Annotated in this window: 22 protein-coding genes; 14 read left to right on the forward strand and 8 right to left on the reverse strand. The window is 64.1% G+C overall.

Features of this window, described 5'->3' with window-relative positions; genetic code table 11:
• The coding region (locus VGM61_RS00340) for a M1 family metallopeptidase (RefSeq protein ID WP_331520701.1) at positions 1-1094 on the reverse strand (1094 nt) is incomplete at its 3' end.
• Positions 1095-1356: 262 nt separating this feature from the next.
• Between VGM61_RS00340 and VGM61_RS00345 the strand changes: the two genes are divergently transcribed.
• The 3 genes from VGM61_RS00345 to VGM61_RS00355 are packed head-to-tail and all read left to right on the forward strand — an operon-like array spanning position 1357 to position 3061.
• Entirely contained in the window at positions 1357-1713 is a 357-nt protein-coding gene (locus tag VGM61_RS00345; protein ID WP_331520702.1) for a hypothetical protein, read from the forward strand.
• Between the two features lie 58 nt (positions 1714-1771).
• The gene (locus VGM61_RS00350; protein WP_331520703.1) at positions 1772-2023 is read left to right on the forward strand and encodes a hypothetical protein; all 252 of its coding nucleotides are present in this window, start codon (positions 1772-1774) and stop codon (positions 2021-2023) included.
• Between the two features lie 51 nt (positions 2024-2074).
• The gene (locus tag VGM61_RS00355; protein WP_331520704.1) at positions 2075-3061 is read left to right on the forward strand and encodes a DUF4105 domain-containing protein; all 987 of its coding nucleotides are present in this window, start codon (positions 2075-2077) and stop codon (positions 3059-3061) included.
• A 3-nt stretch (positions 3062-3064) separates the two neighbouring features.
• Here VGM61_RS00355 and VGM61_RS00360 read toward each other — a convergent pair whose 3' ends face one another.
• The 3 genes from VGM61_RS00360 to VGM61_RS00370 all read right to left on the reverse strand — a co-directional run bounded on the left by VGM61_RS00360 (position 3065) and on the right by VGM61_RS00370 (position 4658).
• Positions 3065-3550 carry a hypothetical protein gene (locus VGM61_RS00360; RefSeq protein WP_331520705.1) on the reverse strand — a complete coding sequence of 162 codons (486 nt, stop codon included), beginning with the start codon at positions 3548-3550 and terminating at the stop codon, positions 3065-3067.
• A 112-nt stretch (positions 3551-3662) separates the two neighbouring features.
• Entirely contained in the window at positions 3663-4025 is a 363-nt protein-coding gene (locus tag VGM61_RS00365; RefSeq protein ID WP_331520706.1) for a response regulator, read from the reverse strand.
• Positions 4026-4196: 171 nt separating this feature from the next.
• On the reverse strand, positions 4197-4658 hold the full coding sequence (locus VGM61_RS00370; protein ID WP_331520707.1) for a hypothetical protein: 462 nt from the start codon (positions 4656-4658) through the stop codon (positions 4197-4199).
• A 162-nt stretch (positions 4659-4820) separates the two neighbouring features.
• Between VGM61_RS00370 and VGM61_RS00375 the strand changes: the two genes are divergently transcribed.
• Together VGM61_RS00375 and VGM61_RS00380 are read left to right on the forward strand one after the other, a co-directional pair.
• Positions 4821-5486 carry a hypothetical protein gene (locus VGM61_RS00375; RefSeq protein ID WP_331520708.1) on the forward strand — a complete coding sequence of 222 codons (666 nt, stop codon included), beginning with the start codon at positions 4821-4823 and terminating at the stop codon, positions 5484-5486.
• 61 nt (positions 5487-5547) lie between these two features.
• The gene (locus VGM61_RS00380) at positions 5548-7674 is read left to right on the forward strand and encodes an ATP-binding protein (protein ID WP_331520709.1); all 2127 of its coding nucleotides are present in this window, start codon (positions 5548-5550) and stop codon (positions 7672-7674) included.
• Between the two features lie 19 nt (positions 7675-7693).
• On the opposite strand, the gene VGM61_RS00385 is transcribed toward VGM61_RS00380, so the two are convergent.
• On the reverse strand, positions 7694-8419 hold the full coding sequence (locus tag VGM61_RS00385) for a FadR/GntR family transcriptional regulator (RefSeq protein WP_331520710.1): 726 nt from the start codon (positions 8417-8419) through the stop codon (positions 7694-7696).
• A gap of 300 nt (positions 8420-8719) precedes the next feature.
• On the opposite strand from VGM61_RS00385, the gene VGM61_RS00390 reads away from it, so the two are divergent.
• The 7 genes from VGM61_RS00390 to VGM61_RS00420 all read left to right on the forward strand — a co-directional run bounded on the left by VGM61_RS00390 (position 8720) and on the right by VGM61_RS00420 (position 20563).
• Positions 8720-9862, forward strand: coding sequence for an aldose epimerase family protein (locus VGM61_RS00390; protein ID WP_331520711.1), 1143 nt, complete (start codon positions 8720-8722; stop codon positions 9860-9862).
• A gap of 75 nt (positions 9863-9937) precedes the next feature.
• Positions 9938-11116, forward strand: a complete 1179-nt coding sequence (locus tag VGM61_RS00395) for a cellulase family glycosylhydrolase (protein ID WP_331520712.1) — start codon at positions 9938-9940, stop codon at positions 11114-11116.
• A gap of 31 nt (positions 11117-11147) precedes the next feature.
• Positions 11148-13964 (forward strand): TonB-dependent receptor, encoded by a 2817-nt coding sequence (locus VGM61_RS00400; RefSeq protein WP_331520713.1) that lies wholly within the window; start codon positions 11148-11150, stop codon positions 13962-13964.
• A 37-nt stretch (positions 13965-14001) separates the two neighbouring features.
• The gene (locus VGM61_RS00405; RefSeq protein ID WP_331520714.1) at positions 14002-15078 is read left to right on the forward strand and encodes a glycoside hydrolase family 43 protein; all 1077 of its coding nucleotides are present in this window, start codon (positions 14002-14004) and stop codon (positions 15076-15078) included.
• A gap of 99 nt (positions 15079-15177) precedes the next feature.
• A complete protein-coding gene (locus VGM61_RS00410) occupies positions 15178-17985 on the forward strand; it encodes a TonB-dependent receptor (RefSeq protein WP_331520715.1) in 2808 nt (935 codons plus the stop codon).
• A 63-nt stretch (positions 17986-18048) separates the two neighbouring features.
• Entirely contained in the window at positions 18049-19599 is a 1551-nt protein-coding gene (locus VGM61_RS00415; protein WP_331520716.1) for an exo-alpha-sialidase, read from the forward strand.
• Positions 19586-20563, forward strand: coding sequence for a glycoside hydrolase family 43 protein (locus VGM61_RS00420; RefSeq protein ID WP_331520717.1), 978 nt, complete (start codon positions 19586-19588; stop codon positions 20561-20563). The genes VGM61_RS00415 and VGM61_RS00420 overlap by 14 nt, the downstream gene beginning before the upstream one ends.
• Here VGM61_RS00420 and VGM61_RS00425 read toward each other — a convergent pair.
• Positions 20560-20994, reverse strand: a complete 435-nt coding sequence (locus tag VGM61_RS00425) for a hypothetical protein (RefSeq protein ID WP_331520718.1) — start codon at positions 20992-20994, stop codon at positions 20560-20562. The two genes, VGM61_RS00420 and VGM61_RS00425, sit on opposite strands and share 4 nt — an antisense overlap.
• A gap of 159 nt (positions 20995-21153) precedes the next feature.
• Here VGM61_RS00425 and VGM61_RS00430 point away from each other — a divergent pair, with 159 nt between their 5' ends.
• A complete protein-coding gene (locus tag VGM61_RS00430) occupies positions 21154-21786 on the forward strand; it encodes a TetR/AcrR family transcriptional regulator (protein ID WP_331520719.1) in 633 nt (210 codons plus the stop codon).
• 5 nt (positions 21787-21791) lie between these two features.
• On the opposite strand, the gene bla is transcribed toward VGM61_RS00430, so the two are convergent.
• Positions 21792-22646 carry a subclass B3 metallo-beta-lactamase gene (gene bla / locus VGM61_RS00435; RefSeq protein WP_331520720.1) on the reverse strand — a complete coding sequence of 285 codons (855 nt, stop codon included), beginning with the start codon at positions 22644-22646 and terminating at the stop codon, positions 21792-21794.
• A 206-nt stretch (positions 22647-22852) separates the two neighbouring features.
• Between bla and VGM61_RS00440 the strand changes: the two genes are divergently transcribed.
• A complete protein-coding gene (locus VGM61_RS00440; RefSeq protein WP_331520721.1) occupies positions 22853-23743 on the forward strand; it encodes a hypothetical protein in 891 nt (296 codons plus the stop codon).
• Positions 23744-23892: 149 nt separating this feature from the next.
• On the opposite strand, the gene VGM61_RS00445 is transcribed toward VGM61_RS00440, so the two are convergent.
• Positions 23893-24231 carry a hypothetical protein gene (locus VGM61_RS00445; protein ID WP_331520722.1) on the reverse strand — a complete coding sequence of 113 codons (339 nt, stop codon included), beginning with the start codon at positions 24229-24231 and terminating at the stop codon, positions 23893-23895.
• Positions 24232-24315: the final 84 nt, after the last annotated feature.

Here is a 24315-nt window from a genome sequence, read left to right on the forward strand (position 1 = left end):
ATCCACGAGGCGAAACCTTCGTTCAACCACAGGTCATCCCACCAGCGCATCGTGACCAGGTCGCCGAACCACTGGTGGGCCATTTCGTGCGCGGCAATGCCGAACACGCCCTGGCGGTCGCGCTGGGTGGAAATACTCGGATCGAGCAGCAGCGCATATTCGAAGGTGTAGATCGCACCCCAGTTCTCCATCGCACCGAAGAACTGGCTGCTGCCGGGCGAACCGATATTGTCGAGCTTGGGCAGCGGATAGGGCACGCCGAAGTAGTCGTTGTACTCGGCAAGCACCGCCTTGGACGATTCCAGCGCGAACTGCGCCTGCGCCACGTGGCCCTTCTGCACCACCACGCCGATCTCGGTGTCACCGCTCATGGTGGTGGCGCGGTCGAAGTCGCCCAGGCCGAAGAACAGCAGATACGTGGACATCTTCGGCGAGGTCTTGAACACCACGTGGGTGAGGCCGTTGCCCAGGTCCTTCGAACTTGCCGCCGGCATGTTGTTCACCGCCATGAGGCCCGTGGGCACGGTGACGTCCAGGTCGAACGTTGCCTTGTAAGCTGGCTCGTCCCACGAGGGGATGAAGCGTCGGGCGTCGGAATTCTCGAACTGGGTATAGAGTGCGCGCTTCTTGCCGGCCTTGGTGTCGTAGTCGATGGCGAACAGGCCGTTGGCCTGCGTACCGATCTTGCCGGTATAGGCCATCGACAAGGTGTACGCGCCAGCGGGCACCGGCTTGTCGAAGGTGAAGGTGGCCGTCTGCGCCTTGTCGTCCACGCTTACCTTCGCCGTCCAGGGCTTGCCGCCCTTCGGGGTGAGCGTGGCGCTGGCGAAGGTCATGTCGATGGCGTTCAGCGTGATCGTGCGGGTGGGTTCGAGCACGTCGAGGTCCACCGCGACCTTGCCGTCGAAAGCGAGCTTGTCGGCATGCGGGGTGATGGACACGGCGTAGTGGCTCGGCCGCACGTTGCGCGGCAGCTGCGTCGTACCGGTGACGGCCTGGACGCTGGGAGCCGAGGTATCGGCTGCCAGCACGACAGGACTGGCGGCGATACCGGCCAGGGCCAGGGCGATGGCGGAAACGATGAGACGACGCATGGAATTCCTTGGGTGGGGACGGCGAAGGTGTGGCCGTGGGTGGGTTCGCGGGATAGTGCGCTGTCGCCACGGTCGGCAGATATTGCCGGAAGTCATGCCCTGGCCGCCTTGACGAAGTGGCGGCGCCTGCGTAGCGTGGCGCCGGACGTATCAGGGGTTGTCCATGCTTTGCCTGTCTTGCGGCGCCGACGTATCGTCGTCGGCCCGGGTTTGCCCCGCCTGCCATATGCCGGTCTCGATGGCGGATGTACCGCCACTACCCTTGGGCCGAAGCGTCGAACCACCGCCATTGCCCGGGGAGCCGGCCTTCGTCTTCCATCCCAAGCGCGATCTCGGCGTAGCCTGGACGCTGGCAGCCGCCACCCTGCTGCTGATCGCGGGCCTGGCCTTGGGACACTTTGCCTGGAAGGAGAATATCGCCGCGGCGATCGGCATCGCCGTGGCGCCATCGATGCTGGGCGCGCTCATCGGCGGCCTGGCGGCCGTGGCGGTGAAGGCACGTTTGCGCGTGGCCTGGCTGGTTGCCTGGATCGTGCTGCTAGGCCTTTGCGCCCTGGGTTGCCTGGGCGGCGCCGGCTTCCCACCGTCCGCCACCGTCGTGGCACGGAACGTGCTGTAGAGCTCGCAATGGCTCCGTAGAGAGCCGGTAAACCGACGCCGATAAAAGGGGCAAGGTCATGCGAGGTGTGGTCAGGTTCTACAACCCGGATCTGCAGGTGGCTCTGATCGAGCGAGACAACGGGCTCACGCTGGGCTTGATCGAATCAGGCCACTGCGCAGTGAACGACGTGCTGATGGGACGCTTCCGGGACGAGCGCAGTGGACGGGTGCGCAATACCAGCACCGGTTCGGACATGCACCTGCGGGTGGAAGCGGAAGCCATCACGCCCGAGGAAGGCAAGGAACTGCTCACCCTGCTGCGTTGCTGATCTTCATCGCGCCATTACACTGGCTCATATGACCGCAGACCTTGCAAGTAGATGACGGGCGCGTACCGCGCGGGCATGCAGTTGCTGGCGGCGATGCTCGTCGCCGCCATCGTCTTTGTTTCCGGTGCCTGGGGCGCCATGGCGCTTTGGTACCACGGCACGAGGCTGGTGCTCGTTGCCTACCTCGCCGCTGCCGTGGCGTGTTTCGCAGCCATCGTCGTTTTCGCCAATGCATGGCCCTGGCTTGCATGGGGCCTGGTGCTCTTGTTGCTGCTGGCCTGGTGGTGGCGCATCGCGCCATCGAACGAGCGCGACTGGGCCGATGACGTTGCCCGCACGCTCACCGGCCGTGTCGATGGCGACATGGTGCAGCTCGCCAATGTCCGTGACTTCCGCTGGACGTCGGAGGAAAGCTACGAAGTGCGCTGGGCGAACCCGTCATTCGATCTGTCCCGCCTGCGTCACGCCGATGCCGTGGTCTCCTACTGGGGACTGCGCAGCATCGCCCACGCCATGGTGTCCTTCGCCTTCGACGATGGCCGGCATCTGGTGTTCTCGGTGGAGATCCGCAAGAAGCGCGGACAGGCGTTCTCGGCCATCGGCGGCTTCTTCAAACAATACGAGATGATCCTGATCGCAGCCACGGAGCCTGACATCATCGGCGTGCGCACCAATGTACGCATGGAAGATACCTACCTGTTACCGCTCAATGCGCAAGCGGAAACACTTCGCTCGCTTTTCGTGGCCTATGTAGGCGCGGCCAACCGCCTGGCGGCCCGGCCCCGGTGGTACAACACCATCACATCCAACTGCACCACGCTGGTCTACCGCATGGCACGCCGCCTGAATCCCGGGCTGCCGATGGATATCCGCCTGCTGGCCACCGGTTACCTGCCTGAGTACCTGCGCGACGCTGGCGCCGTGGATGCCCCCGATGGCGTGGACACGCTTCGCAAGCATGCCGCGATCAGCGAAAAAGCCCGCGCGGCAGGGTTCGACGGGGATTTCTCCGCCGCCATCCGCGCTCGGGTGGATTAACCTCTACACCTGCAGCACGGCGCGGCGATAGCTCCACTCGGTAGCATCGCCATAGTCAGCGTCGCTAAGCGTACGCAAGCTGCTGCCATGCATGGCCAGCCGCGCGTCGATCACCCTGGCCACTTCCGGTGAACATCCAAGCACCGTGCAGTCGATGTCCACCAGCACCGCCCAGCATTCGGCCGGATCCACCAGGACGCAATCGGGCGACCCCGAGCCGTGCATGGTGCGGGCGAAGGCGTTCCATTCCGAAGGCACCGTGCGGCACCAGGGATCGGCTTCCGCACCACGCGCATATTCCCCGAGCCACCAATACACATGGGGACTTGCCACGCGCAGGGCGTCCCACAACTCGCGCGGCATGCCGTGCACGCCGTAGCGGTCTCGGAACAATACCGTGCCCCGCCATCGGGGAAACCGGAACGCCGACGGCGCATCTTCGCTTTCATCGAAATAAGTCGCCCGCACGGACTGCGCGGTGAACGTCATGCAACGGCACCCATGGCATCCCCTCGACCGTGGCCGTCCAGCGATGATCCTGTACGAAGGGTCGTCGCTGCCCCGGCGGATCATGCGCCCGATGGCGTTATTGGGCAAGCGATCAGGCTATGTGCGACGGATGGGCGTCGATGGCGCGCCGAAGCATGCCGATGTCGAAAGGTTTTTCGACCAGCGTGCCGCGGAATCCCAGCGGCATGTCGCAGGCACCGGTGGCGGTGGTCATGATGATGCGAATGCCGCGGCGACGAAGAATGTCCACGACGGGCCACGCGTTCTTGCCGCGAAGGTCCAGGTCCACCAGGGCCAGTTCGCATTGCACCCTGTGGGCAGCGTCAATCGCCTGCTCGACCGAGGCCGCCGTGGCGGCCACGTCATAGCCAAGGATGTCCAGCGTGTCGATGAGTGCTTCGACCAGCAGGAAGTTGTCCTCGATGATCAAGGCGCGCGCCCGCGGCGTCTGCATGGTGGTGCCCTACTCCAGGCCAAGGTCGGTACTACTTTCCCCGTCGCCAGATTACAGAGGCCATCGCGTACTTTTCTAGCGGACAAAGGTTATAAACCGTTATTTTTTGACAGAATTTGTGCACATATCGACGGGTAAACGTTTTCCCGCCACCCGATCGACGGGCAGGACTCACACATGCGGCAGGGCGTTGTCATCCGGAAGGCGGAAACGTGGGTCGCGGCTTTCGTAGAAATCGTCCGCCGGCATGCCCAGGAACACCCAAAGGTTCATGCCGATCATCACCACCGCCACGCCCAGCGCCATCGGATCGCCCGGTGGCACCCCTGGTGCTGGCGAGATCATCGAAACCACCTGGTCCAGCAGGCGCAAGCCGAAGAACACGCATGCCGAACCCAGGGCGTACCAGCGCCAGCGCGGGCGCCCCACCAGGGCCACGATGGTGCAGACCACCACGGCCAACGCCAGCAACCCCGTTACCCCCATCACCAGGGGGTTGTAATGAACCGGTGGCGGCGCGTCGGGTCCACTGCCCTTGGGGGCGTAGCTGGCCATGGCCAGTGCCGCGGTGACGATGTTCAATCCAAGGATGCCCCACAGGCGCATGGGCCGCCGGACTTTTTCGAAAGGCATGTGTTGCCTCATGGATAAGAAGGTGGATCCATTCTCGGCGATCCCGGCGGCGGTCGTCATGGCACGGCGCGGCAATCAGGTGGCAAGCCCCGGGCTCAACCTGTGCACATAGATGCCGATATCCGTTCAGGGCGCCCATCCCAAGGCGCCAGCGAACCATCGATGGGCATCGACGATATCCTGCTGATCCTTATCCTCCTGGGCGTGACCCTGGCGGCGGTTGCCACCTATTTCCTTTGGCCCAGGAGCGAGGACGATGCATCGGCCGAGACGGTGCCGGCCACCATCACGGTGCCCGAAACCGCGGCGCTGGGCAGTGCCGAGGCGTTCCGCATGCATCCGGCCGAAGACCGCAGCCGTGGTGGCGATCTGGTGCTGTTATCGGCCGACGGCCGGGCCCTGCTGGGCCTGGGCCCGATGGCGCCGCTGGGCGAGGAAGCCACGCCGCTGGACGATCCGGCCGGTATCGCCCAGGCCCACGCCTGCCAGCTGGCGGTGGACCTGATCGCCCGGTCCATGTCCGTCCCCGGCGCCACGATCGAACTCATCTACCACCCGAAGATCCGGAACCTCCTTGCCGAACCGGGTGTAGAACTGGTGAAGGTGCGCCCGGGTGACGGCCGGCGGGCCATGCAAGGTGCATTGGACAGCCGCAAATTCCGTGGCTATGGGGTGGCAATCGAGGCTGGCCGCCTGGGCCAGGTTGGCAAGGAACTGGAACAACTCGGGCGTGTGATGGCCGCCACCCATCCGGAGCCGGCCACGCATGTGCGGCTGGCCATCGTGTTCGATGCAGTCGAGCGCGCTTGCCGGGTGCACCCGCTGTAGACCCACGGGGGTTCGGTCCGCCGCCCTGCGGGGTTATGATCGCCCGCCGGAGGAGAACGTATTGGAACCGAGCGCAAGCGCCCTATCGCTGATCCTGGACAGCGCCGTGGACACGGCGATCATCGCGCTCGACACGCAGGGGCTCGTGCGCCTTTGGAGCGCCGGTGCCCAAAAGCTCCTGGGCTGGACCGCCATCGAGATGACCGGCCAGTCGCTTGAGCGCATCTTCCCCGAAGACGGCCAGCCACGCGATCGCCTTGCCGAAGAAATGCACGACGCCAGGACCCATGGCCGTGGTGGCCATGAAGGCTGGCGCGTGCGCAAGGATGGCTCGCGCTTCTGGGCAGTGGGCGAAATGACGCCCGTCTCCGGTGCTGGCGCAGGGAACATTACCTTCGTCAAGGTGCTTCGCGATCGCACCGAACAGATGCTCGCCGAGCAGGCGCTGGAAAACGAGCGCCACGTGCTGGCGGTGCTCAACCGCGCCAGTACCGCGCTGGCCCGGGAAACTTCCGTCGACGCATTGGTGCAGGCGGTGATCGACGCCGGCGTGGAACTTACCGGGGCAGGCTTCGGCGCCTTCATCTACAACACGCTCGACGGACGTAACGGCAACTACCCGCTGTATGCCCTGTCGGGCGTGTCACCTGAGATGTTCGGCCGGTACGCGATGATGCGGAATACCGAGGTGTTCGCGTCCACGCCGGAAGGCACCGGTATCGTGCGTTCGGGCAACATCAAGACCGACCCGCGTTATAGCCAGTACACGCACAACCGGACAGAATCCCCGGCCCCGTTTGACGTCACCAGCTATCTCGCCGTGCCGGTGGTGGCGCGCGGCGGCTACGTGCGGGGCGGTCTGTTTTTCGGTCATCCCGAACCCGACGTGTTCACCGAGCGCGCCGAACATCCGGTAATGGCGCTGGCAGCGGAAGCTGCGATCGCCATCGACAACGCTCGCCTGTTCGAAGAAACCCAGCGCCTGAATGCGACGCTCGAACAACAGGTGGCCGAGCGCACCGAGCAGCTTCATCGGCAGGAAGATGCCCTGCGCCAGGCGCAGAAGATGGAGGCCGTCGGCCAGCTCACCGGCGGCATTGCGCACGACTTCAACAACCTGCTGCAGGGCATCGTGGGAGGCCTCGACCTGATCGCCGCGCGGATCGAGCAAGGCCGCACCAACGATCTCTCCCGTTTCATCACCGGCGCCATGACCTCGGCCAATCGCGCCTCTGCCCTCACCCACCGCCTGCTGGCATTCTCCCGCCGGCAACCGCTCGATCCGAAACCCGTGCGGGTGAACCCGCTGGTGCAGTCGATGGAAGACCTGCTCCGGCGCACGCTGGGGGAGCACATTACCGTCCAGCTGGATCTGGACGACCATCTGTGGCTCACCCTTTGCGATGAAAACCAGCTGGAAAGCGCCATCCTCAACCTGGTGATCAATGCCCGCGATGCCATGCCCGACGGTGGCGAACTCACCATCACCACGAGGAATTCCACGCTCGTCGCCGACGCTGCCGGCCACGACGTGCCGTCGGGCGAATTCATCTGCATCGCCGTGACAGACACGGGTGTCGGCATGTCGCCTGCCACCATCGATCGCGCATTCGAGCCGTTCTACACCACCAAGCCGATGGGCCAGGGCACCGGGCTTGGGCTATCGATGATCTACGGTTTCGTACGGCAGTCCGAAGGTGTGGCGCGCATCGTGAGCGAACTGGGCCAGGGCACCACCATCCACCTGTACCTGCCGCGCCATCTCATCGACGCCCCGGTGGTCGAAAGCCCCGAAGCCGGCGGACTCCATCACCACGGCGACAGCGGGAAAGTCGTGCTGGTGGTGGAAGACGAGCCGGTGGTACGCAGCCTGGTGGTGGATGTCCTGGATGAACTGGGCTACACCACGCTCGAAGCCGGCGACGGCCAGGCAGGGCTCGACCTGCTGCAATCCCAGCAGCACATCGACCTTCTGATCACCGACATCGGCTTGCCCCTGATCAACGGCCGCCAGATGGCGGACGCGGCGATGGCCAGCCGCGCGAACCTCAAGGTACTGTTCATGACCGGCTACGCCGAGAATGCCGCCGCGCCGGGGGGCTTCCTTGGACCGAACATGCAGATGATCACCAAACCGTTCGCCTTCGAGCGCCTTGCCTCGCGCGTGCGACAGATGCTGGCCGACTGATCGAAGCCTTTGCGGGAAATCAGGCGCCCGCCTTCTTTCGGGCATGACCCCGGTGTTTCTTCAGGTTTGCCTGGGAATCGCCGATCATTGCCTGCATCGCCTTGCGTGCCACTTCCGGCTGCTGGCGGGCAATCGCCTCCAGCACTTTCCGATGGTGCGGCAGGGAATACTTGAAGTTGCTGGCGTTCCGGGCGGAAAGCACGAAGAACATGCCGAGTGCGGTCTCGATCACCGAGAACAGCGACATCAGCAGTTCATTGCCGGTGGAATGCAGCACGGCTTCGTGGAAGACGAGGTCGGCCTTGGCCCATTCGTCGAGCGTGGTGGATGCATCCATCAACGCAAAGCCAGCTTCGATGGCCGCCAGTTGTGCATCGGTACGATGGCGCGCCGCGGCCGCGGCGGCGGCGGGCTCGATGATCTCGCGCATCTCCACCAGCTTGTCGATGAAATCGTCGGTGGGCATCGATGCACAACGCCAGGCCAGCACATCGGCATCGAGCTGGTTCCAGTAGCGCTCCTGCAGCACGCGCGCGCCCACGCCGGCGCGGGACTCGATCAGGCCCTTGGCCGAGAGCACCTTCAAGGCTTCCCGCAACGCGGTGCGGCTGACCTGCAGGCTGGTGGCAAGGGTTTCCTCCCGTGGCAGCACTTCGCCCGGGCGCACGCGTCCGGAGACGATGCGCTGCCCCAGTTCGTGCATCACGTGTCCATACAGGGTACGGACCGCGTTGGGCTTCCTCATGGTTTCCCCTGCAGGAAAGGCAAGCGACGGATGCCGCGCGCCGTTTGTCATACAAACTGACTATAGGCAGCGCAAGGCATTCTGCCAAGCCATCCCCTGTGCATTTGCGTGGTCGGTGTCGTGCAACTCCGCCGCATGCCATGCGGCATTGCCGCAGAGTAAGGCAAGGAAGCGGAAAGTACGTCCTCACAACATCTGACGCAACGCAGCATAATTATTCCGTTCCATTTGTCATGTTGCGCGATAGTCATACAATATGTTTGACTGATCTTATCTTCACTGGGGTCGGGGCTCGAGCACATGAAGCGATTCGGCTGGTCGTACCCGGCGTGGTGCCTCGTCGCCCTTGTTGTCGCGGGCCAGGCAGCCGCCGCGGATGCGACGCGCGAGTCGTTCGGCAGCATGGCCGACGGCAGCAAGGTGGAAGCCGTGGTGTTGCGCAATAGCCACGGCATGACCGCCCGGGTGATCTCGCTCGGTGCCACCCTGCAGTCGCTCACCGCACCCGACGCCGCGGGCAAGCAGGCGAACATCGTGCTGGGCTACGCTACCCTCGACGGCTACCAGAAAGCCCCGCAGTATTTCGGTGCCACCGTCGGCCGCTACGCCAACCGCATCGCCCGCGGAAAGTTCACGCTGGATGGCCATCAGTATTCGGTGCCGGTAAACGACAAGGTCAATTCCCTGCACGGCGGCACGAAGGGCTTCGACAAGCTCATCTGGACGGTGGCCGACGTCAAACACGATGCCAAAGCGGCCAGCGTTACCCTGAAGGTCACCAGCCCCGACGGCGACATGGGTTATCCCGGCAAGCTCGACGTTACCGCCACCTACACCCTGGATGAGGACAACCGCCTCTCCATCGATTACCGCGCGGTTACCGACAAGACAACCATCGTCAACTTGAGCAACCACACCTACTGGAACCTCTCAGGAGAAGGCTCCGGCAGCGTGATGGGCGATCTTCTCACCATTGCCGGCGATGCCTATCTTCCCGTCGATGCAGGATCCATCCCCACGGGCAAGATCACGCCGGTGGCCGGCACCGTGTTCGATTTCCGCACGCCCAAGGCGATCGGCCGCGATATCCGCGATGGCAAGGAAGAGCAGCTGTTGAATGGCCGTGGGTACGATCATAACTGGGTGATCTCGCGTACCGAGGCCCGCGCCCCGCGCGTGGTGGCCCGCGTGCAGGATCCGTCATCCGGCCGCGTGCTCACGCTCAAGTCCGCGCAACCGGGCCTGCAGTTCTATTCCGGCAATTTCCTCGATGCCACCACGGTGGGCACCAGCGGCCACGTGTACCGCCAGGGCGATGCCTTCGTGCTGGAACCACAGCTTTACCCCGACACGCCGAACCAGCCGTCCTTCGGCTCAGCGCGCCTGGAACCGGGCCACGAATACCGCAACCTGATCATCTACGAGTTTTCGGTAAAGAAATAAACGCTTGAGCGATGCCATGACTGAGGGCCCGATCGGGCCGTCACGGGGTCGGTTTGTCTTCGAAAAAGGAACGTCATGAAGCAGTGGTTGTTGATGATCGCACTGGGCCTGGCCACCACCGGCGCCGTGCGGGCGGCCGATGCCGCCGGCACAGGCACACGCTGGACGCCGCAACAGGCCAACAGCTGGTACGCGAAGCAGGCGTGGCCGCTGGGCAGCAATTACATCCCGGCCAATGCCATCAACGAACTGCAGATGTGGCAGGGCGACACGTTTGATCCGGCGCAGATCGACAAGGAATTCGGATGGGCCCAGTCGCTGGGCATGAACACCATGCGCGTGTTCCTGCACGACCTGCTCTGGAAGCAGGATGCCGAAGGCCTGAAGGACCGCATGGACAAGTTCCTGGCCATCGCCAGCAAGCACGGCATCAAACCGATCTTCGTGCTGTTCGATTCATGCTGGGATCCGGAGCCGAAGCTTGGGCCCCAGCGGCCACCGATCCCCGGCGTGCATAACTCCGGCTGGGTGCAAAGCCCCGGTGTGGCCATGACCGACCCTTCCCAGTACCCGCGCTTCGAAGCGTACGTGAAAGACATCGTCGGCCACTTCGCCAACGACAAGCGCATCCTTGCCTGGGACGTCTGGAACGAGCCGGATAACGCCGGTGGCGGCAACTACAAGCTGCGCGAGCCAACGGATAAATTCAACCACGTGGCCACCCTGCTGCCCCAGGTATTCGCCTGGGCTCGCAGCGCCAAACCCACCCAACCGCTCACCAGCGGCCTGTGGCACGACGACGACTGGTCGCACATGTCCAAACTCAACGCCGTGGAGCGCACCCAGCTTGAGCAGTCGGACGTGATCAGCTTCCACAGCTACGACTGGCCTGAAGTGTTCGCCGCGCGCGTAAAGCAGCTGCAGGGCTATGGCCGTCCGTTGATCTGCACCGAGTACATGGCGCGCGGCGTCGGCTCCACCATCGACGGCGTGCTGCCTGTGGCCAAGAAGCTTGATGTAGGCATGGTGAACTGGGGCTTCGTCGACGGCCTCACGCAAACGAAATTCCCCTGGGATTCCTGGAAGAAACCCTATACCGATGAACCGCCGGTGCTGTGGTTCCACGACCTGCTGCATCCCGATGGCACGCCCTACCGCCAGCGCGAAGCCGACATCCTGCGCTCCCTTTCACATGCACCGCGTGGTGTGGTTCCGGCCGAGGACCAGATGTATCCCGTCGCACCCCGCAAGTAGGCACATTTCATCCCCGCACGCGAGAATCCCCATGAACCGCGCCCGTTTCCATACCACCCTGCTTGCCGCCATGGTCGCCGCCGCGCTCGCTCCAGCGGCGCATGCCGACGGACAGCCACCCGCTGGCGATCCGTTGCCAGCCTCGCCATCGACCCAGGCAGCACCCCCTTCACCGGCCGCGGTGAAGCCGGCGGCCAAGACCCAGGCGCAACGCGAGGCCGAAGCGCGGAACGCGGTGAACCTGACCGGGGTGACGGTGACGCCGCTGCGCGACAGCCTGCAAAGCGCACAGTCGCTGAAGCAGAACTCGCGCATGGTGATGGATTCGATCGTGGCCGAGGACATCGGCAAGCTGCCGGACAACAGCGTGGCCGACGCCCTGCAGCGCGTGACCGGCGTGCAGGTGGCCCAGGGCTTCCAGGGCGAGACCACCTCGGTGGTGATCCGCGGCCTGCCCAACGCAGTGACCACGCTCAATGGCCGTGAGCTTTTCAGCTCCGGTGGCCGCCAGTTCTCGTTCCAGGACCTGCCCGCCACCGCCGTCAGCGGCCTGGATGTGTATAAGTCCACCGATGCCACCATGGTCACCGGCGGCATCGCCGGCACGGTGGACATCCGCACCTTCCGCCCATTCGACTTCGACGGCCTGAAGGTATCGGCCACCGCCAACGAGACCAACCAGAAATACGGTGCGCATACCGATCCATCGGCAAGCTTCCTGATCAGCGACCGCTGGAAGACCGACGCTGGCGAGTTTGGCGCACTGCTGAACACCGGCATCAACACCTCGCACTACGACTACAACGTGGCGTATGTAGACTCGAACCTCACCCGCGTTTTGACCGATGGCACGACCAATCCCGTGCGCGACGCCAATGGCAACCTGCTGGTGGCGAACAACCAGTACGGCGCGAATTACAACATCGGTTATCGCAAGCGTCCGGAAGCCAACTACGCCTTGCAGTGGAAGCCCAACGACCATACCGAGGTATACCTGGAGGGCCTGTATACCTGGATCTCCGACCGCTACAACCAGCCTTATTATTTCTCCGGCCCGCAGAATGTGGTGGCGCCCTCGCAGTTCACCGCCAGCAGCCATTGCTTCCCGATCGGCGCGATGGATTCGCCCTACGCCGGCCAGACCATCTGCCCGCTCACCAGCGCCCAGTTCACCGGCAACTATTACGCCGCCACGAGCACGCAGGCGCACGAAGACTGGGGCCACAACATCCAGAATTCGCTGGGCATCAAGTGGCACGGCGACAGCTTGAACCTGTCCTCGGATGTCACGCGTAATTCCGCCGATTACCAGAACCAGCGCTTCGTGATCGACACATACCTGGATGCCAAGACCCAGCCGCTCACCACGTATTACAACTACCCCAACACCTGGGGACTGGTGGGTAATCCGCAGCTCAATCCCGCCAACTACTTCCTCAATGGCCTGTATCAACAATGGAACAACAACAAGGCCACGCAGACAGCCTGGCGCTTTGACGGCGATTGGTCATTTGACGCCGGCATCTTCAACTCGCTCGACTTCGGTGCGCGCTACGCCAACACCACCGCCAAGGCCACCGGCGCGCAGTTCGACCAGGCGCCGCCGGGCGGTGCTTACCTTGCCGACGGCTCGCCGAACCCGCAAAACAATGTACTTGGCCAGTTCGGCTCGTCCTATTTCTGCAACGTGCCCCGCACCGGCACGGTACCAGGCAGCGCCCTGACCGGCTGCTACAACTACCTGATCGACAACAAGGACGCGCTGCGCGAGTACTACGGCCTGGCACCGGGCCACCTGGCAGCACAGCAAGGCCAGTTCTTCGACATCAACGAGAAAACGTATTCGGTTTACGCCCAGCTCAACTACGGCGGCCAGATCGGCGACATGCCCTTCGACGGTGTGATCGGCACGCGCTTTGAGAAAACCAACCGCGACCTCAACGCCTTCACCTACGACAGTGCTTCGGCCGCGTATTCACCCATAGGCCTTGGCACCAGCCAGAAGAATGCGCTGCCCAATGCCACCTTCAACCTGCATTTTCGTGACGACCTGCAGATGCGTTTGTCGGCCGGCAAGACACTGCAGTATCCAGACTTCACCCAGCTGAACCCGTCGCTGTCGCTGAGCCCACCTACCGCCAATACCATCGCGACCGGCGCCGGCGGCAATGCGAACCTGAAGCCCACCAAGTCCAAGAGCTACGACGCCACGCTGGAGTGGTACTTCAGCCCCGTCGGCTCCCTCACCGGCGGCGTGTTCTATCACGACATCACCGGCTACATCGAAAACTACACCTTCGAGCAGAACATCGGCGGCATCAACTATTTGATCTCCGGACCACAGAGTTCGGGTTCGGGACACCTGGAGGGCGCCGAACTTGCCTACCAGCAGTTCTTCGATTTCCTGCCCGGCGCTTTCAGTGGCCTGGGCCTGCAGGTGAACTACACCTACATCGACAGTTCGCTCAGCACGCCGTCGATGACCGGCGACGGGTTCATCGAGGCATCGTTCCAGAATGTGTCGAAGAACAACGGCAACGTGGCACTGATGTACGAGAAGTACGGCCTCTCCGCCCGACTGGCCTACAACTATCGCAGCAAGTTCCCGGAATTCTTCCTGGCCGCATCCGGCGTGATCGGCAACAACGCGCAGATGTACGACAAGCCAGCCAACCAGGTCGATCTGTCCGTCAGCTACGACATCAGCAAGAACTTCACCGTGGTGTTGAACGCCACGAACCTCTTCGGCGCCAACTTCCATTCCTACGCGGGCAAGGGCACGACCATGCCGCAGGACTACCGCTACCAGGATAAGTCGGTGGGCCTGGGCGTGCGGTTCAAGCTGTAAAGCAGGGCAAGACGACGCGAAGGGGCGTCAACGGACCATGGCAATCAGCTGCACGACCACAGCATGGGGAAAGCGTCGAGGACTGACCCTCCTGGGCACGCTCGTGATTGCCTGTGCCAGCCATGCTGCTACGTTTACCAACCCCGTCTTTGTGGGCCAGGATCCCTACATCGAAGTGGTGGACGGGATCTACTACTACAGCTCGTCCGGCTGTGGTATCGCCGATATTTGCGTGAAGCAGTCGCGCTCACTGACCGGCCTGGCGACGGCGCCCTGGCAGGCAGTGTGGAAACACGGCCCCGGCGACATCGTCAACAGCAAGGAAGTCTGGGCGCCTGAATTGCACTACATCGACGGCCGCTGGTACGCCTACTACGCGGCCGACGATGGCGACAACGACCACCATCGCCTGTTCGTACTGGCTGCCGATAAATCCGGCCCGGCGCTGGGCAAGTTCCATGAAGCCGATACCGGCCTGACCCACGGGCAACTGAAGCTGTCCCCCGATCACTGGGGCATTGACCCCAACGTTTTTACCGCCGCCGATGGCAAGCGGTACCTGACATGGTCATGCACCAACCAGGCCGACAGTGCCTTTCCACAACGCATCTGCCTGGCGCGCCTGCGCGATGCAGTGACCGTGGATGGGTCAACCGTTTTACTGTCCACGCCGACCGAACCCTGGGAGACGCGTGACAAACCCATCCAGGAAGGGCCGGTGGGCTATGCGCGCAACGGCCGCACGTACATCACCTATTCCGGTAGCGCCAGCTGGATTCCCAACGACTACGCGGTGGGACTGCTGTCGCTCAAAGCCGGTGGCAATGCGCGTGACGCCGCTTCATGGTTGAAATCCGGCCCGATCTTCGATCACCACGGCACGGTCTACGGGCCGGGCTCGGTGGTGTTCGTGCCCTCGCCCGACGGCAAACAGCAGTGGAACGTCTACCACGCCATCGAACGCCTGGACTGCAAACCCAACGCTTATGCCTGCCGCGACATCCGCATGCAGCCCATGCACTTCGACGCGCACGGCGCCCCGGTACTTGGCGTGCCGATCGACGCCGGCGTGCCCATGGGCCTGCCTTCCGGCGAGAAAGCCGCCCCACGTTAGCTAAAGCCAAACCCCGGCACACCCGGACACCCCAGGCCCGCAGGTATTCCATCCACCCACATCACAAGCCGCACGAAATTCTCTGAGGGGAGAATCCACATGAACCGCATAAGCATCCAGACCACCCTGCTCGCCACCATGATCGCCGCGGCGCTGGCACCAGCCGCCCATGCCGGCGACCAGCCGCCTGCAACGGACACCACCCAGGCCGCCAACCAGACCACGCCGGGTGCTCCGTCCAGCACTACAGCGCCTGTGAAGAACAAGACCCAGGCCGAGCGCGAGGCGGAAGCGAAGAATGCGATCAACCTTTCCGGGGTGACGGTGACCCCGGTGCGCGACAGCTTGCAGAGCGCGCAGTCGCTGAAACAGAACGCGCGCATGGTGGTGGATTCCATCGTGGCCGAGGACATCGGCAAGCTGCCGGACAACAGCGTGGCCGATGCCCTGCAGCGCATCACCGGCGTGCAGGTAGCCCAGGGCTTCCAGGGCGAGACCTCAAGCGTGGTGATCCGCGGCCTGCCCAACGTGATCACCACCTTGAACGGCCGCGAAATTTTCTCAGGCGTAGGCCGTGCCTTCGCCTTCCAGAATTTGCCCGCTACCGCGGTGAAAACCGTGTCGGTGTACAAGAGCAGCGAAGCCAGCCTGATCGACGGCGGCATCGCCGGCCTGGTGGACATGCAGCTGTACCGCCCGCTCGACTTCGACGGCTCGAAGGTCGCTGCCACCATCAACGAAACGCACAGCCACTACGCCGACCACAACGATCCCACCGGCAGCGTGCTGCTGTCCAACCGCTGGCACACCGATGCCGGTGATTTCGGCGCCCTGATCAACGCCGGCTACAGCAGGCAGCACTACGACTACAACGCGGTGTGGGGGGACTTTCCCAAAGTGCTCACCGACGGCACGGGCACGCCGATGCGAACCTCCGCCGGTAATTTGATCTCCGCGCCCAATGGTTTCGGCGCCGACTACAACATCGGCGACCGCAAGCGCGAGGAAGCCAACTACGCCCTGCAATGGAAGCCCAACGACCAGACGGAGTTCTACGCCGAAGGTTTGTACGACTGGGATTCAGACCAGTACAACCAGCCGTTCTACTTCAGCTTCCCGGTGGGCTCGGTGACACCCTCGGCGCTGACCGTGGGCAACAACTGCTACCCGAACCAGCTCGGCGGATCACCGTTCTACGGCCAGACCATCTGCGACGCCACCAGCGGCACCTGGACGGGCAATACCTACGCCGCCACCAGCACCCAGGCCCACCAGGAACATGGCCACGACATCCAGAACTCGCTCGGCGCGAAGTGGCATAACGACCGCTGGAACCTGTCCACCGATTTCTCGTGGAACTCCACCTCGTTCCATGAAGACACCTTCATCATCGATACCTTCCTGAAGGCGCCTGTGACCACCATCTGGAGCGGCAACCAGGGTAACCGCGCCAACTGGCTGATCGGCAACAACGCCCAGCTGGACCCGGCCAACTACTATTTGAATGGCCTGTTCCAGGACTGGAACGACCAGCAGGCCAGTCAGTTCGCCTGGCGCGCCGACGGTACCTTCGACTTCCAGAACGACTTCTTCCAGTACGCCGACTTCGGCGTGCGCTACTCCGACCACAAGGCCGAATACCACGGCAGCGTGGACATCTCCACCGCGCCCCCGGGCGGCACGGGCGCCATTTCGGACAACCCGAACCCGGCCAACCAGGTGATCGCGCGTTTCCCCAATGGCTATTTCTGCGACCAGCCGACCACCCCGGCGATCCCGGTGTCGTGGTTGTCGGGCTGCTACAACTATCTGGTCGACAACAAGGGCGCGATCCGCAACCTGTATGGCCTGGACGCCGGCCAGCCCGGCGAGGACAACGGCCGCTTCTACCAGATCAAGGAGCACGCGTACGCCGCGTACTTCCAGGTCGGCTACGGCAACACGCTGTTCGGCCTGCCCTTCGACGGCCTGGCCGGCATCCGCATGGAGCGCACGCAGCGCCGCCTGAATGCGTACTCATACGACGCCGGCACCAACCTGTACTCGCCGATCGACGACGCCACCAACTCGCCGGTGTACCTACCCAACTTCAGTTTCAACCTGCACTTCACCGACAACCTGCAGGCCCGCTTCGTGGCAGCCAAGACACTTACCTACCCGGACTTCGGCCAGCTGAACCCGTCGATTTCGCTCAACCCGCCCACGATCAACCGTGCCGGCGCCGCGGCCTCCGGCAACCCGGACTTAAAGCCCATCCGCTCCACCAACTACGACGCCTCGCTGGAATGGTACTTCGCTCCCGCCAGCTACCTGAGCGGCACGGTGTTCTACCGCGACATCAACGGCTACATCCAGAACTACATCACCGACGTCACCATCGGTGGCCTGCCTTACCAGCTGTCCTCGCCGCAGAGCGCAGGCTCCGGCCACCTGGACGGCGCGGAGGCGGCCTACCAGCAGTTCTTCGACTTCCTGCCCGAACCATTCAACGGCCTGGGTGTGCAGTTGAACTACACCTATATCGAAGGCTCCACGCGCTCGCCGCAGTTCATCGGTGGCCCGGTGGTGGTATCGCCGCTGCAGAATGTCTCGCGCAACAACGGCAACGCCGTGCTGATCTATGAGAAGTATGGCTGGTCCGCGCGCCTGGCCTACAACTACCGCAGCCGCTTCGTCGACGGCTTCAATGCACCGAACGTGGCCGGCGTGCTGGACGAGGTCACCCCCGCCAACCAGACCGACTTCTCGCTGTCGTACGACTTCAACAAGTACCTGACGGGTGTGTTCAACGCCACGAACATCTTCGGTGCGAACTTCCACAACTACTTTGGCGACGGCACCACCCGCCCGCGTGATATCCGTTACCAGGATCGCACCGTGGGCGTCGGCCTGCGCCTGAAGCTTTGACGTTTCTCCCCTGGCGGCCGGCGGATCGCACCGCCGCGCCGCCTTTTTTTTGAAGGAAGACGCATGACACGCAAGGCATGGCTGGCCATGGGTATCGCCCTGGCGTTGGGTACGGCACAGGCGCAGGACGGGCGCGATGTGGCGACAGGCATTCACCTGGCACCGGGTACCGGCTACGTTTCGGTGGCGCGATTCGACGATGCACCAGGCAAGGATCCCAAACACCTGCTGATGGTGTTCGAACAGCACGGCATGGGCGGTATTCCGCTGTGGGAGAGCCGCGACGGCGGTGACCACTGGATGCACCTGATGGACATCACCGACCAGGCCCACAAGGGCAACGCAAAGTGGCAATTGCGCTGGCAACCCCACCTGATGCGCATGCAGCGTGCCAGCGGCGGCCTGGCCGCCGGCACGCTGATCCTTTCGGCCAACGCCACCGGCAACGACGAGCACGACCACGTGGGCACGCAGGACCTCCAGGTGTACGCGTCCACCGATGACGGCAAGACCTGGACCTATCGCGGCTCGGTGATCAAGGGCGGCGGCAAGCCATCGGACAAGGACAACAAGGGCGTGTGGGAAACCAACATCCACGTGCTCGATGACGGCCGCATGGTGGCCTACTACTCGTCCGAGCAGCACAAGGCCGAAGGCTATAACCAGGTACTGGCTCATAAGCTGTCCACCGACGGCGGCAAGACCTGGGGCAAGGAAGTACTGGATGTGGCCATTCCCGGCGGCGTGGAGCGCCCGGGCATGGCCGTCGTCGAGCGCCTGGGTGACGGCCGCTACGCGATGACCTACGAGAACATCGACGGCCCGCAGAACGGCCAGGTGCAGATCAAGTTCAGCCGCGACGGCCTGGACTTCGGCGACCCGCAGCGCCATGGCGATCCGGTGATCACACAGTCCGGCGCCTGGCCGGCGGCCTGTCCGGTGATCCGCTGGTTCCCGGTGGGCGGACCTGAGGGCGTGATCGTGGTCCTGGCCGAACGCGCCGGTGGCGGTGGCGACGAAGGCGGCCGCGCCCTCTACTTCAACAACGCCTCCGGCCGTGGGCCGTGGTGGGAAGTGCGCGCACCGGTACAGAAGCTCACCGGAAATATCCACGCCGGCTGGACGCAAGCCTTGCTCCAGCGCGACGACGGCACGTTCCTGCATGTCACGTCTTCATCATCCCCACAGGATCCCTCGTCGGAGAAATCCAACGAGATCCTGTACAACTCAGCGCCGCTACGCTTCGACCGCTACGAGGCCGAGGACGCCGCCATGACCGACGCCGTGCAGGTTCCCGACCGCCATGCGTCGAACCTGCGCAAGGCACGCCTGGGCGCAGGCTCGCAGGGGCGGCTGCGTTTCCAGATCAACAGCACGGCCGGCACCCATACCCTGCGGCTGGTCTTCGCCGACGTCGGCCTGGCCGCCACCCCGGCCCTGCGGGTGAACGGCGCGGTACAACCATCAACCACCGGCCCGGCCCACGAGGCGGGCTGGAACGTGCTGACGGTGAAGGCGCCTCTGCTGGCGGGCTTCAACACGATCGACGTCGATGGTGCAGCCTACGTCCAGGACGTCGATTTCCTGCAGGTGGATGGTGATGACGCGCCTTGACCTGAAGAAGCAGGCGTTCGCACTGGCGTTGACCCTGACCGCACCTGCCCTGGCGCAGGCAGGCAATCCGCTGCTGCCCTCGGGGCCGGACCCCTGGGTGGCGCAGAAAGACGGCTTCTATTACTACACCAACACACTCGGCGACCGCATCGACCTGTGGAAGACCACCGACATGCGCAAGCTCAGCCAAGCGATGCGCGTCACCGTGTGGCGCGCACCGGTATCGGGGCCGCATTCGTTCTCGATCTGGGCGCCGGAGCTGCACTTCCTGGATGGCAAGTGGTACCTGTATTACAGCGCCTCAGAACGAGGGCATGACGACGACGCCCATCGCCACGTGTTCGTGCTGGAGAACCCCTCGAGCGATCCCACCGAAGGCACGTGGGTGGACAAGGGCATGCTCAAGACCGGTTACAACGGCATCGACGGCACCGTTTTCGATCACGGCGGCAAGCGGTACTTCGTGTACTCCGCCTATGTGGGTGACCACAGCGACCTGGTGATCGCGCCGATGACGAACCCCTGGACGCTGTCCGATAAACAGGTGGACATCGCCGCACCAACCTATGAGTGGGAAATGCAGGGTGGCAGGAAAATCCTGGAAGGGCCGGAATTCCTTGCCGGTCCCTCCGGCAAGGTCTTCCTGACCTACTCCGCCAGCGCCTGCTGGTCCGACGGTTACTCGCTGGGCCTGCTTACCGCCGATGCAAAGGCCGACCTCACCGACCCCGCTTCGTGGAAGAAATCCCCCACGCCGGTATTTGCCAGTGCCAACGGCGTGTACGCACCGGGACATAACGGCTTCTTCCAGACACCCGACGGCCGCCACTGGCTGATCTACCACGCCAACGGCGGCCCCGACTGGAAATGCACGAAGCGCCGAGCGCCACGCATCCAGCCGTTCGACTTCGGTCCCGACGGCACGCCGCGTTTCGGCGCACCAGTGCCGGACGCAAAGAACTAGAGGGCCGGATTGAACAACGTGCTTGTCCTGCCCCTGCGGGCGGGACCGGCAAACAGCGGCGCGAATGCCGCGCGACGATCCCAGGCCAGTACCAGGTACACGGCCAGTACGATCCAATGGATACCGAAGCCTTCGCGTTCGGACACTGCGTGGTAGCCGAAGATCGCCACCACGGGCGCGGCCAGCAGCAGCAGGGCGAACGGTACCGAGCGATTGGCCAGCAATAGCAGCCCGGCCACCACGAAGATCACGCTGACCACCGGCATCACGAACCCGCTCGCGCCAAGCCCCTGCAGGAACGATTGCGCGGCCGCCGCCACCGGTGCCGGCGGCTGCCAGATGTGCGCAAAATGATTGACGCCGGAGAAGGCAAACAGCGCACCGAGCAGCGTGCGAAGGACATGGATCGTCCAGCGGTAGGTGATCGACATGGCATGGCGCCTGGAAAGGTATGAGCCCACCATCTTCCCGCCGTACCGAAAGGGCGGGTATTGTGCATCCGCACTAGACCGTTGGACCGGCACACTGCCACGATCCAATAGACAATGGCACTCTTGAGATCGCCCGGTATGGAGACTAGGTTTTCAACAATGACCGAACCCACGCCCCCGCTCATACCTCGCAAGAAGCCCTTGCAGGCACGCTCAGCCATCACTGTTGCCGCGATCGGCGAAGCCGCCATCCAGGTACTCCTGGCCGAAGGCATCGAGCGCACCACCACTACCCGGGTGGCTGCACGCGCTGGCGTCTCGGTGGGAAGCCTTTACCAGTATTTCCCCGACAAGCGTTCCCTGCTGTCGGCCGTATTGGCCCAGCACCTGACCCACGTGGCGATGGCCGTGGAACGCTCATGCATGGAACAGCGTGGCGGCACGGTCGCCGACATGGCGCAGGCGCTGGTGCACTCCTATGTCGGCGCCAAGCTCGAACATGCCCGCGCCTCGCAGGCGCTGTACGCGATTGCCGCCGAACACGGTGGCGCCGAACGCGTGGAGATGGCCCGCGAGCGCATGCTGGCAGCCGTGTCCGGCACGCTGGCAACCGCCGGTGATCGCGATTTCAACGATCCGTCCAGGCACGCGGCGGTCATCCTTGGCGCCATCGCCGGGCCGGTGCGCAACATCCTGGAAAGTAACCGGCACATCATGCCGGCCGAGGTCCTTCAGGATGAACTGGTAACGCTGGCCCGCGCCTATCTCGAAGCGGTGTCCACGCCCTGCTGAAGTTGTCAGCGTACAGCGTTGGCTTCCCGGGCCAGCTCTGCATCAAGCGCCTTGTTCGCGTGCACGGCGAGTGCCTTGCAGGCTGCGGTGTCCTGGAGCTTTCCGCTGGCCGCGCGTTCGAGTTCATCGCTGGCATCAGGGTGGGTGGTCAGCAGGATGCCACACGGCAAGCCGGCGACGGTTGCGATGGACCTGCGGAAGTCCTCCACCCGATGCGGATGCGCCGGCGTATCGGTGTAACGGTAGGTGCCGTTGGTGAGGGCGGTGAGGCTGTCGGCATAGGCGATGTCCACGCACTTGCCGTCCTGGCACGAACGCCATGTCCAGCTGGTGCTGCCAGGCGTGTGGCCCGGCGTGGCATGCGCCTGGATATCCAGCGGCCCCACCTTCACGTGCCCGCCATCGGAAACCACTGTCGCCTTCACCGGGGAATAGCCCGGGCCCGGCTGGTATTGCGGGTCGTCCGGATCCACCCCGCCCAGGGCAAGCGCCTTCGCACCCGGCGCACTTGCATACACCGTGGCCCCGGTGTCACGGGCCACCTGTGCGATTGCGCCGGCGTGGTCCACATGCGCGTGGGAATTAAGGATGGCTTTCACGTCCGATGGCTTGAAGCCCAGTGCGCGGATGTTCGCCTCCACCATCGATGCGTTCTCTGGCAGGGTGGCGTCGATCAGCACATGGCCCTTCGGTGAGGTCACCAGTACCGCGCTAAGGCCCAGGCTTCCCACATAGTAGGTGTTGCCGTAAATGCGGAAGGGCCGTGTGGGCTGGGTCCATTCCGGGGCGGCCAGCGCGGGCAGCGCCATCGCCGCGCACAGGGAGCCCATACAGGCCAGCATAAGGAAGGTGGGGCGCATAGGATTTCTCCATGGAGGGAGCCGGGAAGTCTAGCCACGCACGCCGGGCCGTTCATGGCGTGACGCGGGCACGCCGGGGGCGATCCGGTGACCTGGCCGCTGGCGTGCATCAGCTTGTGGATTGGTCGGCCCGGATTGCCCGGATTGGCTCTTTAATTCCCGTCGGCCAGGGATTCCCATGGAGTCGGGACACAGGGGATACCCGCATGACCGGTACAACGCGATCGGATGGCCTGCAGTTCAACGCCGTGTTCGCCACGCGTGCGCGCGGGGCGCCAGCCCCGACCTCACCGCCGGTGGAACGAACCCATGAACGCATCCGGCCGGCGCGTATCGCCTTCGCCCTGTCACTAATCGGCCTGGGTCTTCTGGGCCTGATCCATGGCGACTTCGCCCTGGTATGGCAGCGCATCCCGATCGAGCACCTTCCCGGCCGTACCTTTATCGCCTACCTCTGCGCCATCGTTGAACTGGTCACGGGCGTGGGCCTGCTGCTGCCGCGCTTTGCCCTGCCTGCCGCAGCGGGGGCGATGGTGTTCACGCTGCTCTGGGCGGTGCTACTGAAGCTTCCCGCCGTGCTGGTGGTGCCGACCATGGAAGCCACCTGGCTTGGCCTGGGCGAGATCCTGGTGATCTACGCCGGAGCCTGGACCCTCTATGCGCAGCTAGCGCGCGGGCTGCCGCCGCATTTCCTCACCGGCGAACGCGGCGTGCGCAGCGCGCGAATCGTCCTGGCGCTGGCCCTGCCGATGATCGGCCTGTCGCACTTCTTCTACACCGCGCAGACCATCACCTTCATCCCCGGCTGGTTGCCGTTCCATACGGCGCTGGCGTGGATCACGGGCGCTGGAAGCATCGCCGCGAGTGCAGGCATCGCGTTCGGCGTATGGCCGGCGCTCGCCGCGCGGCTGGAAGCGGTGATGCTGGCGCTCATCACCGCCTTGGTGTGGTTGCCTGCCATTGCGCAATCACCCGGCGACCGCAACGCGTGGACGGCGCTGGTGATCTCCTGCGCGATCACCTTCGGTGCATGGGCCGTGGCCGATGCCTATCGCGATGTCCCTGCATGGCGCGTCCGTGCCGTGGCGAGCGACTAGGGCCTGGGCTCGGAAAGGATCCGCATCGTCTCGCCCAGGCAACGTTCCATGTAGCCCTGGTATAGCAGGTGCACGATCAACCACAGCAATGGTCGCCCCGTGGATCCGCGCGGCGTGAAGGCGTACGTCCATGCCACGCGCGTCCCCGCTCACTCCGGCCGGAATTCAAAGCTGCCGCGCGCGTGGTCGACCAGGCGCGAGAACAGGGGATGGGTGTAATCCCACACGTGGTAACCGAAATAAACGCCGCGCTCGGCGCGGAGCACTTCCTCGCGCACCGTGGTGCGGTCGGAAAGATGGATCAGCCGCTTCGAGCCCGGTTCGTCCCACGGGCCGGTCTGCTCGCTGGTTCCTGTGACCGCGGGCAGAAGACCGTGGCCCTTGAGTATCTTCGGCAACACATCGGCGCCTGCCAGGAAATCGAAGGCCTCCGCTGGCGGTACACGCAGGACGATGGAGCGGGTGACGGCAACGGGTTGCAGGCTCATGTCCGCATTATGCGGCGAACCACGACACCTGCATGTACACCCATGCACCTGACCCTCGCCCTGGATAATTGTCGTACTATTTGA

Source organism: Pinirhizobacter sp. (genome assembly GCF_036499745.1).
Taxonomy (GTDB): Bacteria; Pseudomonadota; Gammaproteobacteria; order Xanthomonadales; family Rhodanobacteraceae; genus Pinirhizobacter.